The organism is Sphingomonas sp. UNC305MFCol5.2 (genome assembly GCF_000712135.1).
Taxonomy (GTDB): domain Bacteria; phylum Pseudomonadota; class Alphaproteobacteria; order Sphingomonadales; family Sphingomonadaceae; genus Sphingomonas.
Genome location: NZ_JOOE01000003.1, coordinates 265,469 through 277,710 on the forward strand (window position 1 = coordinate 265,469; position 12,242 = coordinate 277,710).

Consider the following 12,242-nt stretch of genomic DNA (forward strand, 5'->3'; position numbering starts at 1 on the left):
TGTGACGGCATGGTTCGCGGCGAAGTCACTCGCCTTCGAGTTCGTCGAGGATCGGGCATTCCGGCCGTGCATCGCCATGGCAGCGGCGCGCGAGATCGAGCAGGGTCGCGCGCATTGCCTCGAGCGCCCGGGCCTTCTCGCCAAGCTCCGCCGCACGCGCCTCGGCCAGCTCCTTGACCTCGCTGCTCGAACGGTTCCGGTCCGACCAGAGGCCGAGCAGCGTCTCGATCTCGGCGATGGGAAAGCCGAGGTCGCGTGCGTTGGCAATGAACCGGAGCCGATGAACGTCGGCCTCCGAATAATCGCGATAGCCGCTGTCGCGCCTGGGCGGGACCGGGATCAGCCCGATCTTCTCGTAATGGCGGATCATCCGTTGCGAAACGCCGCTCGCCTTCGAGGCGTGGCCGATATTCATAGCTGGGTCCGATTGAGCCGCAGCGCGTTGCCGACCACGCTGGCCGACGACAGCGCCATCGCCGCCGCGGCGATGATCGGCGATAGGAGGATGCCGAAGAAGGGGTAGAGTATCCCCGCCGCGACCGGCACGCCCGCCGCATTGTAGACGAAGGCGAAGAACAGGTTCTGGCGGATATTGGACATGGTGGCCTGGCTCAGCCGCCGCGCGCGGACGATCCCGCCAAGGTCGCCCTTGAGGAGCGTCACGCCGGCGCTCTCGATGGCCACGTCGGTGCCCGAGCCCATCGCGATGCCCACGTCCGCCGCGGCGAGCGCGGGCGCGTCGTTCACACCGTCTCCCGCCATCGCAACGACTTGGCCCTCGCGCTTCAACCGCTCGACGACCGCGCTCTTTTGATCGGGAAGCACCTCGGCCTCGACTGCATCGATGCCGAGCTTGCGCGCCACGGCCTCGGCCGTGGTCCGATTGTCACCGGTCAGCATCACCACCTTGATGCCGGCGGCGCGGAGCCCCGCAAGCGCCTCGGGCGTGGTCGCCTTGATCGGATCGGCGATGGCGAGCACGCCCGCGACACGGCAGTCGACGCCGACGAAGATCGCGGTCGCCCCGTCGCGGCGCAGCTCGTCCGCCGCCTGCTCCATCGCGGTCAGGTCGATGCCGCCCTCACGCATGATGCGGGCGTTGCCGAGCGTCACATGGCGGCCTTCGACGGTGCCGATCGCGCCCTTGCCGGTCGGCGCGTCGAAATCCGACACCGCCGGAATCGTGACCCCCCGCTCGGTCGCGGCGACGACGACCGCCAGAGCCAGCGGATGCTCGGACGCGCGCTCGACCGCCGCTGCGAGGCGCAGCACTTCGGCTTCCTCGAAACCCCGGGCAGTGACGATCCGAGTGACCCTAGGCCTGCCTTCGGTAAGCGTTCCCGTCTTGTCGACGACCAGCGTCTCGACCCTTTCGAGCCGTTCGAGCGCCTCGGCATTCTTGATCAGAACGCCGAGCCCGGCCCCGCGCCCGACCCCCACCATGATCGACATCGGCGTGGCGAGCCCGAGTGCGCAGGGGCAGGCGATGATCAGGACCGCCACAGCCGCGATCAGCCCATGGGCCAAACGTGGCTCGGGTCCCCAGATTCCCCAGGCGATAAACGCAGCGACGGCAACCGCAAGCACTGCAGGGACGAACCAGCCTGCGACCTGGTCGGCGAGCCGCTGGATCGGCGCGCGAGAGCGCTGCGCTTCGGCGACCATCTGAACGATGCGCGCGAGCATCGTGTCGCGGCCGATCCGCTCGGCCCGGATCACGAGTGCGCCGCTCTGATTGAGCGTGCCGCCGATGACGCTGGCACCGGCCTGCTTGGCGACGGGCATGGATTCGCCGGTCACCATCGATTCATCCACCGCCGAGCGGCCCTCCTCGATCGTGCCGTCGACGGGCATTTTCTCGCCCGGCCGCACGCGCAGCCGGTCGCCGACGGCGATCAGGTCCAGCGTGACTTCCTCGTCATGCCCGTCGGCCGCGATCCGGCGTGCGGTTTTGGGTGCGAGGTTGAGCAGCGCCTTGATCGCGCCGGAGGTACGCTCGCGCGCACGCAGCTCCAGAACCTGACCGAGCAGTACCAGAACCGTGATCACCGCCGCCGCCTCGAAATAGACCGCGACGATTCCGTCCTCGCGGAAAGCGGCCGGGAAGATGCCGGGCGCAAGCGTCGCGATCATGCTGTAGCCCCAGGCCACGCCGGTCCCCATGGCGATCAGCGTGAACATGTTGAGGTTACGGGTCTTCAACGACATCCAGCCGCGCTCGAAGAAGGGCCAGCCGCCCCACAGCACCACCGGCGTCGCCAGCAACAGCTGAAGCCAGGTCGACGAACGTTCCGGCACGAGATGATGGAGCGTCGGGAAGAGATGGCCGCCCATCTCGAGGATGAGGACCGGAATCGCGAGCGCGAGGCTGATCCGGAAGCGACGCGTCATGTCGACGAGCTCGGCGCTCGGTCCAGCGTCGGCGCTCGCGATTTCGGGTTCGAGCGCCATGCCGCAAATCGGGCAGGCGCCCGGATGATCCTGACGCACCTCGGGGTGCATCGGACAGGTCCAGATTGTCCCCGGCGGTACCGCTTCGGGCTCGGCACCGGCCGCCCTCCGTTTTCCGGCGTGATTGTGGCAGTGGCCATGGTCATGGCTGGCATGTGCGTCGTGGCTGTTCATATCGGTTCCTCCAACGCCGCTCCGGATAAGGTCTGACATCATGTCAGGGTCAAGCGCCGATTTCGGACGGCACCCGCATGTCCTGCCGTCACCCCGTCGCGGGTGGCGCGAGCGTCCCGAGCCATGCGACCAGTGCGAGCACGGCGAGCGCGCATCCGGTCTCCATTGCCAGGCTGCGGCGAAGCGCGTTCAGCGCGGCGACATGGTCTGCCCGGGCTAGCGCGCGTTCGAACGCCGGCACGAGCCTGAAGCGATTGGTGGCGGCCAGCGCCGCCATCGCCCCGAACAGCAGGAGCTTCGCGATAAGGAGCTGGCCGTAGAGCGTGGCTGGAAGCCTGATGACATGGGCGGGCCCGACCAATATCCAGCCGTTGATCAGACCCGACGCGACGATCACCGCGACCATGATCGTGCCCGTGGTCGAGAAGCCTGCCAGCACACGGTGCGACAGGATCAGATGGTCGCGATCGATCAGCCCGCGCCGCCGGAACACGAGGAGCAGCAACGCGATCAAGGCGCCCGTCCACGCGCCCGCCGCCAGAAGATGGGCGATGTCCGCGGCCAGATGGAGCCACCCGGTTGCGCCGTCGTCCATCGCGCCGTGGCCCGCCCAGGCGAGGCTCACGAGTGCGACCGCCCCTGCCAGCGCTGCGCCCGTCAGCGCGGCGACCGGCCGGTTGCGCCCGACGAGCGCGAAAGCGAGCGCGAGGATCAGTGCCGCGATGCGCACGAGCCACGCGGTGCCGACGCCGGTTCCGGCCAGGATCATTTCGACCGATTCGCGATCGATCGAAGCCAAAGGCACGCCGGCCATGCCCGCGGCGAGCACAGCGAGACCGAGCACGGAGAAGAGCAGGCCGAGCAGCGCCGCGCCGGCAATCAACGGCCGGAATGCGATTCCGGCGCCCGACCTCCGCTCTTCACCGCGAAGCGCGTAGAGGCCGAATGCTGCGAGCCCGAACAAGGCTCCCAGATCGAAATAGAGCGCGAACCGGACCGCGATGCCGATCGCGTCCATGGCCTATCGGATCTCGAAGCTGTAATTGCCCTGCACCCGATGGGTATCGGCCGAGACCACGTGCCAGTCGACGCGGTAGCTGCCCTTGGGCAGCGGCTTGGCGAAGGTCACCACCAGCGTCTTGCCATTCTCGGCAAGGCCCGCCTTGCCCGGCAGGCGCGTGGGTCCGTGCATCTTCATGCCGGGCATGCCGGTCATCACCACTTCGGCGCCCGAAAATTGCGGTACCAGCCGCTCCGAGAAGACCAGCTGAACCCGGGCGGTCGGCGCTGCCGCGGTATTCGCCGCAGGCGTCGCCGCGAGCAGCCTGGGATGGGCAGAAGCAGGCAGCGCCGCGATCAGCGCCGCAATCGCGAGAAGAGGGGCAATGCGCATTTGAATCGACACTCCGGGGACACCAGCCGCTTGCCGGTTTACCTCTATACGCACGACCGCAGCGCACCCCTCATCGCCGCCGCGGCCCGGTTCCGATCCGCGCCTGCGCCAGAATCCGCGAGGGATCGGCGCCGCTTTTGCGTAGAGAGAGTGGATAAGGCGCGGAGCGGCGATATGAACAAGGCATTGGACGAAGCATTGGGAAGGCTGGCGGCCGCCCCGCCGCATCCCGGCCTCACGACGATCGAGGACGGAGTATTCGCACGCGTCCGCGAGGAAGCGGCGTTCGCCGGACAAGCATCGCAACGGCTGCGCGCCGGCGTGGTCGCAGGCCTGGCCGCGCTCGGGCTAGGGATCGCCGCGGGCAGCCCGGTCATCGCCTCGCCCTCGTCGGAAGCGCTGTCGCCCTTCGGGCCGGCGAGCCCGCTCGCCCCGTCGACGCTGCTGGCAGGCGACCGGTGAGGCCCGGGCGCTGGACGATCGGCATCGCGCTGATCGCCTTCCTCGCAGGTGTGGCCGGCGTGTTCACTGGCCGTATGCTGATCCCGGCGCGGGCACCGGCGTCCGAGCTGCACGAGGTGCTGCACCATCAGCTGAAGCTCGATGCCGATCAGGCGGCACGGCTCGAGGCGATCGAGCGGCAATTCGCGATCCGGCGCCACGCGCTCGAACTCGAGCTGCGCGCGGCCAATGCGCGGCTTGCCGACGCCATTCAGGCCGAGCATGGCAATGGACCGCGCGTCGTCGCCGCGGTCGACGGGTCGCATACGGCGATGGGCGAGCTCCAGAAGGCGACGCTCGCGCACGTCTTCGCGATGCGGCAGATCCTGCGCCCGGATCAGGCGGAGAGATTCGATCGGGCAGTGGTGAAGGCGCTGACCGCCGACGCGCGGTGAGCCTCGACCTGTCTCTTCTCGATGACGGCGAGCTGGCGGCATTGACCCTTGGCGGGCGGCAGGCGGCCTATGCCGAGATCATGCGCCGCCACCGCGACGCGCTCTACCGCCTCATCCTCGGCAATATCGCCGATCCCGAGGAAGCGCTGGACCTCGTCCAGGAGACGTTCGTCGCCGCGTATCGGGCTTTGAGCAGATACGATCGCGTGCGTCCGATGCGCGGGTGGCTTTCGACCATCGCGCTCAACAAGTGCCGCGACTGGCGGCGCCGCCGCGCGGTCAGGCGGATGTTCGCATTCGCCCTCCCGCTCGATGCCGGGAGCGCCGTGCCGGAGGATCACGCACTTCCGGATACCCAGGCGGCGGACCGCGCCGAAATCCGCCGTGTCGCCGCGGCGATCGCCGAGCTTCCCGCCGCCTTGCGCGAACCGCTGGTGCTGCGCGCGGTCGAGGACATGAGCCAGGCGGAGACTGCGGCCATCCTCGGCATCACCGAAAAGGCAGTCGAAACCCGGGTGCGCCGCGCCCGCGCCAGGCTTTCCGAACAGCTGAAGCGGAGCGGCTTCGGTCCGTCTTGACTCTGACACGATGTCAAACCCCATCCGGGCTGGCGCGAAAAAGATACGGGGCGTGAGGGCATCGCCGCAGACGCGCGTATCGCAATCATAGGCTCAGGCCCGTCACGGGGACACACATGAAGAACAGGATCGATCGCCGCCAGATGCTTCGCGGCGCCGCGCTGGCAGGAGGCGGCCTGGCATTGTCAGGCTGGCTGCCGGCCTGGGCACAGACGGTTTCGCCGGGGATCGTGCGGCCGCTGCCGACGCTCTCGGGAAGCGACATCACGCTCAGGATCGCACGCCAGAGGCTGGTCGTCGACGGCCGCAGTTCCGGCGCGATCGGTATCAACGATACGGTGCCGGCGCCGCTTCTGCGGCTGCGGGAGGGGCAGACGGTGCGGCTGAACGTCGTCAACGAGCTCGACGAGGACAGCTCGATCCACTGGCATGGCCTCCTCGTGCCCGCTCAGTTCGACGGCGTTCCCGGCGTCTCATTCCCCGGCATCAAGCCGCACTCGAATTATCTCTACGAGTTCCCGATCAGGCAGAGCGGCACGTATTGGTATCACAGCCATTCGGGGTTTCAGGAGCAGCTCGGCCTTTACGGACCGATCGTGATCGATCCCGCCGACTCCGATCCCGTCCGGTCGGACCGCGAGCATGTCCTCGTGCTCGCGGACCATAGCGCGCTTTCGCCGGATACGCTCTTCCGGCGGATCAAGGTCGATCCGGGCCATTTCAACTTCCAGCGCCAGACGCTCGCCGGCCTGCTCGCGGGCCGTGACCAGCCCCTGAAGGAGCGGCTCGACTGGGGCGGCATGCGGATGGACCCGACCGACATTTCCGACGTGACCGGCGCAGTCTACACCTATGTCGTCAACGGCCACGGCCCACGCGACAACTGGACCGCACTGTTCAGGCCGGGCGAGCGCGTGCGGCTGCGCATCATCAACGCCTCGGCGATGACCAATTTCAACGTACGGATTCCGGGCCTCAGGTTATCGATCGTCCAAGCCGACGGCCAGAACGTCCGTCCGGTCGAAGTGGAGGAGTTCCAGATCGGTGTCGCCGAGACCTATGATGCGATCGTCACACCGGCGGAGGACAAGGCCTATACGATCGTCGCAGAGGCGATCGATCGCTCCGGAATGGCGCGCGCGACGCTGGCGCCGCGTGCCGGAATGGCGGGCGAGGTGCCGCCGCTTCGCAAACGCCCGCTCGCGACGATGAAGGACATGGGCATGGACCATGGCGCCATGCCGGGGATGGACCACGGATCGATGGCGGGCATGGATCACGGCGCCGCGGCCGAACCGTCCGGCCAGCAGCCGGCTACCGACATGGGTGCGATGAAGATGCGGGACTTCTCCAATGCGTCCCAGGTAAGGAAAGGGCCCGGCGTGCAGACGATCGCGCCGATGCCGATGGATCGCACCGGCGAGCCCGGCCAGGGCCTCGAGGACGTCGGCCACAAGGTGCTGGTCTACAGGAACCTGATGGCGCTCGATCGCAACCCGGACGTCCGCGCGCCCTCGCGCAGCATCGACATCCACCTGACCGGAAACATGGAGCGGTTCATGTGGTCGTTCGACGGCGAGAAGATGTCGGACAAACATGAGCCGATCCCGTTCACCGAAGGCGAGCGGGTTCGCGTGAACCTCATCAACGACACGATGATGAGCCACCCGATCCACATCCACGGGCACTTCTTCGAGCTGGTGACCGGGCACGGCGATCATGCCCCCCGCAAGCACACGGTGATCGTCCAGCCCGGCGGAAAGGTGACGTGGGACTTCACTGCCGACGCGGTCGGCGACTGGGCGTTCCACTGCCACCTGCTCTACCACATGGAGGCGGGCATGATGCGCATCGTCAGCGTGCGGCCGAAGGGAGACGGGGCATGAACCGGCTGGTCGTGGCGCTCGCGGCATCCAGCGCGCTGACACTTGCCCAGCCGGCGCGCGCGCAGGATCATTCGCAGCATCAGGGCATGAACATGCCCTGCATGCAGACGCCTCCGACGACGAAGCCGGCAGCCAAGAAGCCCGCGAAAAAACCGGCGGCCAAACGTCCGGCAAGCCGGCCGGCTGCACGACCGGCGCGGCCTGCGGCCAGGCCTGCACCGCAGCCGGCAAAGCCCGCGCAAGGCATGGAAGGCATGGACCATAGGACGATGCCCGGCATGGACATGGCGCCGCCCGCCGCGCAGCCGATGCCGGACATGGACATGCAGGATCACAGCCAGCACGGCGCTGCGGCGCAGGCCCATGGCGGCATGGAGATGACCGGGACGGCACTCCCCGCCGGCGATGCATCCGCGCCGCTCCCGCCGATAGACCATTATGCCGACCGGCAGTTCCCGCCCGAGGAGATGGCGCGTGCCCGCGCGCAGATGATGCGCGAGCAGGGCGGCCGGACCTTCTCCCAAATCATGTTCAACCTCGCCGAATATCGAGCGCAGCAGGGGCGCGACGGCTATCGCTGGGACGGTGAAGCGTGGATCGGCGGCGACATCGACCGTCTCTGGCTCAAGTCCGAAGGCGAAGGCGTGTTCGGCGACCGACTCGACAGCGCCGAAGTCCAGGCGCTCTACAGCCGCGCGATCGGCCCCTATTTCAACGTGCAGGCCGGCGTCCGCCACGATTTCGGGCCCGGACCGGACCGAAGCTATGCGACAATCGGGTTTGAGGGACTGGCGCCGTACTGGTTCGAAGTCGAGGGCGCGCTGTTCCTGAGCGACAAGGGAGACCTGCTCGGGCGGCTCGAAGGCTATTACGACCAGCGCATCACCCAGCGGCTGATCCTCCAACCACGGGTGGAGTTCAACCTGTCGGCGCAGGACGTGCCCGAGAACCGCGTCGGTTCGGGACTGAGCGACGCAGAGCTCGGCCTCCGGCTCCGCTATGAAGTGACACGCCGGTTCGCGCCCTATGTCGGCATCTCTCATGAGGCGAAGACCGGCCGGACCGCCGATTTCGCACGCGCCGAGGGCGAGGATCCCACCACGACCAGCCTCGTTGCCGGCGTGCGGCTCTGGTTCTGAGCCACCATTGGCATCGCCGGCCTGAATGAGGCACACAGCCCCTGATGGCGGAGGGGGGAGAAGATTCGGACGCCAGGCTGGTTGCCGCGGCTGTGAGCGGCGATCGAGCCGCGTTCGCGACGCTGCTCGACCGGCACTATAACCGCATCCACGCCCTCGCCTGGCAACTCACCGGATCGCGCGCCGATGCCGACGATGTCGCGCAGGACGTGTGCTGCGTGCTCGTCGAGAAGCTCGCCATGTTTCGCGGTGAGGCGAAGTTCAGCACCTGGCTGTGCGGCATCGTGTTCAATGCCTGCCGCGATCTGCAGCGCCGGCGTCGATCGTTTCGCGGGCTGACCGAACGTTTGGCGGTCGTCGCCGGCCTCACGCGCGGACCTGACGGGCGCGACCTGCACGACGCGATCTGGGTGCGGAGCGCGATCGCGCGGCTCAAACCGGCCTATCGCGACGCCGTGGTGCTGGTGGCGGGCCAGCAGCTCAGCCATGCCGAGGCTGCGGAAATTCTCGGCGTAGCCGAGGCGACGATATCGTGGCGGATGCACGAGGTGCGGCGGATGCTCGGATCGGAAGGCGACGGCGCCTGAAAATATTTTTGGCCGGCTCCCAAGGAAATCCGGCCGGGCGGCGTCCCAGTGACAGGCGGGCAATTCTGCACCGCTTTCGCCAGGGAGTGTCTCATGCCCCGCAATAGTCTTCTGATCGCCGGTGGGCTCTCCGCCATGCTGCTCGCCTCCTGCACCCGAACCGCCGTCGAAGAGGCCGCCGCGCCCGCGCCGGCGGAGGAAGTCGTCGTCACCGGAACCAGGACGCCCGGTTCCGCCGCCGAGCAGCGCGCCCGCACCGCCGACATGGCCCAATATGCTGCCTCGGAACCGATGCCCTCCCCGGCACCGCCCCCGCCACCGGTGATGGCAATGGCGCCGGTCGGGAGCCTGGCGAAACGGGCTTTTATGGCGTCATCCGATCGCCGCGTCGCGCTGCCCGGCTATTATCAGGACGTCGGCCGCGACAAATTCACGACCGTCGCGGAGAACCCGTTCAAGGTCGCGCGCGAAGAGCCGGTCTCGACCTTCTCGATCGACGTCGACACGGCCTCCTATTCGTTCGTGCGCGCCTCGCTCACCGGCAACGCCCTGCCTCAGCCCGCGGCGGTGCGGACCGAGGAGATGATCAACTATTTCCCCTATGATTATGCCGCGGCGCGTTCGGCCGATCAGCCGTTCAGCACCAATGTCGCGGTGTTCCCGAGCCCTTGGACCGAGGGCCGCAAGCTCGTCCGCATCGGCATCCGCGGCTATGAGATCCAGCGCGCCACCCGCCCCCGCGCGAACCTCGTCTTCCTGATCGACACTTCGGGTTCGATGAACGCGCCCAACAAGCTGCCGCTCGTCAAGCAATCGCTGTCGATGCTGCTCGACCAGTTGAACGGCAACGATCGCGTCGCGATCGTCACCTATGCGGGCAGCGCCGGCACTGCGCTCGAGCCGACTCCGGCAAGCGACAAGGGCAAGATCCTCGCGGTGCTCGAGCGGCTCGGCGCGGGCGGCAGCACCGCCGGCGCCGAGGGCATCCGACAGGCCTATGCACTGGCCGAGCAGAATCTCGATCCGCAGGGCGTCAACCGCGTGATCCTCGCGACCGACGGCGACTTCAACGTCGGCATCACCAGCCAGGACGAGCTCAAGGGCTTTGTCGAGCGCGAGCGCGGCAAGGGGGTGTTCCTGTCGGTGCTCGGCTTCGGCATGGGCAATTACAACGACGCGCTGATGCAGACGCTCGCCCAGAACGGCAACGGCGCCGCCGCCTATATCGACACGGTCGGCGAGGCGCGGAAGGCGCTGGTCGACGAGGCGACGTCGACCTTGTTCCCGATCGCCAAGGACGTGAAGATCCAGGTCGAGTTCAACCCCGCCGCCATCGCCGAGTATCGGTTGATCGGATACGAGACGCGGATGCTCGCGCGCGAGGATTTCGAGAACGACAAGGTCGATGCCGGCGATGTCGGATCGGGACAGACCGTCACTGCGCTCTACGAAATCGTGCCGATGGGCGGCCCGCGCGCGATAGGCGACCTGCGTTATTCGACTCCGGCCGCACAGCGGCAGACCGGGCTGGGCAGCGAATACGGCTTCGTGAAGATCCGCTACAAGACGCCCAAGTCGACCACCAGCCGGCTGATCTCGACTCCGATCAATCGCGCGGTCGAGGTCCGCCGCTTCGAGGATGCGCCGCGGGATGCGCGCTTTGCCACCGGAGTGGCGGGTTTCGCCGAGCTGCTGCGCGGCGGCAAATATAGCGGCACGATGACTTATGACGACGTGCTGCGGATCGCGCTGGCGGCCCGCGGCGACGACGGTTTCGGCTATCGCTCGGAGTTCGTCCAGCTCGTCCGCCAGGCCAAGACCGCCGCTTCGCTCGCGCGGCTGGAGCGCTGACACCGTGCGGCGGCGATCCCGCATCGCCGCCGCACGGCTCTCACCGGCCAACGCGCATTCGACCCGCCCGCAATTGCAGCTATAAGGTCGGCAGATGCCGCTTTCCGTTCCCTGTCGTCGATCGTTCGATTCCCGCATGTTCGCGGGCAGGGGCTTCTGAATGGCAGGCGACGAAGACCTCTCGGCGCTGCTGCCCGAGCCGCCGCCGCCGCGCAACACCCGGCGCGATGCCGCGATCGAGGCGGCAATGCTGCGTTTCGACGGCGGCGGACCGGCCCCCGCGGCGCCACCACGCCCGGCAAGGCCCGCATCGCGCTGGTCGCTGCTCGGTCGACCGCAATTCGGGGCATTGCTCACTGCCGCCCTGGTCGGCGTGATCGCGGTACCGATCTGGCTGTCGAACGGCGACCAGATCGCACCCAAAAGCCAGCCGACCCAACCGGCAGCGCGAGAAGCGGCGCCGACAGGATCGCCGGCCCTGCCGGCACCGGCTGCACAGCCGTCCCCTGCGCAAATCGCCCGGGCGGAAATTCCGCTCGCCAGTCCCTCGTCGCCTGCGCGAGAGCGTGGCAGCCGGGCGGCGAAACCGGGCGCCATGGGCCAGGTCGCCGAGATGGCGGTGGAACTCCCGCCTCCGCCGACGGAATCCATGCCGGCCCCGGCCGCGCCCCCGCCGCCTCCGCCGCCCGCGCCTGAACCCGCGCCCGCGCCGGCCCAGATGGCGGCGCGCACCGCAGAGGTGCAGGACGAAGCCGTCGTCGTCACGGCCTCGCGAATGGCGCCTCGCGGTTTCGCCCAACGTGCGGAAGCCAAGCGCGTTCGTTCGATCGCCAAGGCCGCCGAGAATGGCGCGTGGGATGCCTGCACGGTGCGCGACTCCGCGCAGAACCTCTCCGCCTGCAAAAAGCTGGTCGATCCAGCCGCCCGCGGTCGCAATGGCCGCGTCGCGGCGCACGTCGCCGACGGGCTGTCGGCAGCGTGGCACGGCGACAACGACGCCGCTATCGCCGCATTCGATCGCGCGATCGCTCAATCGCCCGGGCTCGCTTTCGCCTGGCTCAACCGCGGCCTCGCCCGGGAGCGCAAGGGGGACACCGGCAAGGCGCTCGCCGATCTGGACAAAGCGGTGCGGCTCGCCCCCAATGTCGCGCGCAATTATTATCAGCGCAGCCTGTTTCTCGGCAGGCAAGGCGAAACCAGGCGTGCCCGCGAAGACTGGGAGCGCGCGACCCGGCTCGATCCACGCCTCGAGAATAGCGACGAATAACGCCGCCGTCGTGCCCGGCC

12 protein-coding genes are annotated in these 12,242 nt (G+C 68.2%); 8 read left to right on the forward strand and 4 right to left on the reverse strand.

The annotated features are described in order from the left end of the window. Positions 1–25 precede the first annotated feature (25 nt). From cueR to copC, 4 genes are all read right to left on the reverse strand, one after another. Positions 26–415 (reverse strand): Cu(I)-responsive transcriptional regulator, encoded by a 390-nt coding sequence (cueR, locus tag BR78_RS0112915; protein WP_029936651.1) that lies wholly within the window; start codon positions 413–415, stop codon positions 26–28. Then, on the reverse strand, positions 412–2,625 hold the full coding sequence (locus tag BR78_RS0112920; protein WP_029936652.1) for a copper-transporting P-type ATPase: 2,214 nt from the start codon (positions 2,623–2,625) through the stop codon (positions 412–414). Before BR78_RS0112920 ends, cueR begins: the two co-directional genes overlap by 4 nt. Positions 2,626–2,713: 88 nt before the next feature. Next, positions 2,714–3,643: a copper homeostasis membrane protein CopD gene (copD, locus tag BR78_RS0112925; RefSeq protein WP_029936653.1), complete on the reverse strand. Its 930-nt coding sequence runs from the start codon at positions 3,641–3,643 to the stop codon at positions 2,714–2,716. 3 nt (positions 3,644–3,646) lie between these two features. After that, the gene (gene copC / locus BR78_RS0112930; RefSeq protein ID WP_029936654.1) at positions 3,647–4,018 is read right to left on the reverse strand and encodes a copper homeostasis periplasmic binding protein CopC; all 372 of its coding nucleotides are present in this window, start codon (positions 4,016–4,018) and stop codon (positions 3,647–3,649) included. Between the two features lie 174 nt (positions 4,019–4,192). On the opposite strand from copC, the gene BR78_RS0112935 reads away from it, so the two are divergent. The 8 genes from BR78_RS0112935 to BR78_RS20565 all read left to right on the forward strand — a co-directional run bounded on the left by BR78_RS0112935 (position 4,193) and on the right by BR78_RS20565 (position 12,222). Further along, positions 4,193–4,480 carry a hypothetical protein gene (locus BR78_RS0112935; RefSeq protein ID WP_029936655.1) on the forward strand — a complete coding sequence of 96 codons (288 nt, stop codon included), beginning with the start codon at positions 4,193–4,195 and terminating at the stop codon, positions 4,478–4,480. Next, positions 4,477–4,914, forward strand: a complete 438-nt coding sequence (locus BR78_RS0112940; protein WP_029936656.1) for a periplasmic heavy metal sensor — start codon at positions 4,477–4,479, stop codon at positions 4,912–4,914. The genes BR78_RS0112935 and BR78_RS0112940 overlap by 4 nt, the downstream gene beginning before the upstream one ends. Continuing rightward, entirely contained in the window at positions 4,911–5,492 is a 582-nt protein-coding gene (locus BR78_RS0112945) for an RNA polymerase sigma factor (protein WP_029936657.1), read from the forward strand. Before BR78_RS0112940 ends, BR78_RS0112945 begins: the two co-directional genes overlap by 4 nt. Positions 5,493–5,608: 116 nt before the next feature. Then, positions 5,609–7,378, forward strand: a complete 1,770-nt coding sequence (locus BR78_RS0112950) for a copper resistance system multicopper oxidase (protein ID WP_029936658.1) — start codon at positions 5,609–5,611, stop codon at positions 7,376–7,378. After that, the gene (locus BR78_RS0112955; RefSeq protein ID WP_029936659.1) at positions 7,375–8,517 is read left to right on the forward strand and encodes a copper resistance protein B; all 1,143 of its coding nucleotides are present in this window, start codon (positions 7,375–7,377) and stop codon (positions 8,515–8,517) included. Before BR78_RS0112950 ends, BR78_RS0112955 begins: the two co-directional genes overlap by 4 nt. 44 nt (positions 8,518–8,561) lie before the next feature. Then, positions 8,562–9,104 carry an RNA polymerase sigma factor gene (locus BR78_RS0112960; protein WP_029936660.1) on the forward strand — a complete coding sequence of 181 codons (543 nt, stop codon included), beginning with the start codon at positions 8,562–8,564 and terminating at the stop codon, positions 9,102–9,104. A gap of 93 nt (positions 9,105–9,197) precedes the next feature. Then, a complete protein-coding gene (locus BR78_RS0112965) occupies positions 9,198–10,955 on the forward strand; it encodes a vWA domain-containing protein (protein WP_029936661.1) in 1,758 nt (585 codons plus the stop codon). Positions 10,956–11,115: 160 nt separating this feature from the next. Then, positions 11,116–12,222, forward strand: coding sequence for a tetratricopeptide repeat protein (locus BR78_RS20565; protein WP_037566688.1), 1,107 nt, complete (start codon positions 11,116–11,118; stop codon positions 12,220–12,222). Positions 12,223–12,242 lie beyond the last annotated feature (20 nt).

Coding starts and splice junctions, on each gene's coding strand:
- cueR (WP_029936651.1), bottom strand. CDS start 415: ATGAATATCGGCCACGCCTCGAAGGCGAGCGGCGTTTCGCAACGGATG.
- BR78_RS0112920 (WP_029936652.1), bottom strand. CDS start 2,625: ATGAACAGCCACGACGCACATGCCAGCCATGACCATGGCCACTGCCAC.
- copD (WP_029936653.1), bottom strand. CDS start 3,643: ATGGACGCGATCGGCATCGCGGTCCGGTTCGCGCTCTATTTCGATCTG.
- copC (WP_029936654.1), bottom strand. CDS start 4,018: ATGCGCATTGCCCCTCTTCTCGCGATTGCGGCGCTGATCGCGGCGCTG.
- BR78_RS0112935 (WP_029936655.1), top strand. CDS start 4,193: ATGAACAAGGCATTGGACGAAGCATTGGGAAGGCTGGCGGCCGCCCCG.
- BR78_RS0112950 (WP_029936658.1), top strand. CDS start 5,609: ATGAAGAACAGGATCGATCGCCGCCAGATGCTTCGCGGCGCCGCGCTG.
- BR78_RS0112955 (WP_029936659.1), top strand. CDS start 7,375: ATGAACCGGCTGGTCGTGGCGCTCGCGGCATCCAGCGCGCTGACACTT.
- BR78_RS0112960 (WP_029936660.1), top strand. CDS start 8,562: ATGGCGGAGGGGGGAGAAGATTCGGACGCCAGGCTGGTTGCCGCGGCT.
- BR78_RS0112965 (WP_029936661.1), top strand. CDS start 9,198: ATGCCCCGCAATAGTCTTCTGATCGCCGGTGGGCTCTCCGCCATGCTG.
- BR78_RS20565 (WP_037566688.1), top strand. CDS start 11,116: ATGGCAGGCGACGAAGACCTCTCGGCGCTGCTGCCCGAGCCGCCGCCG.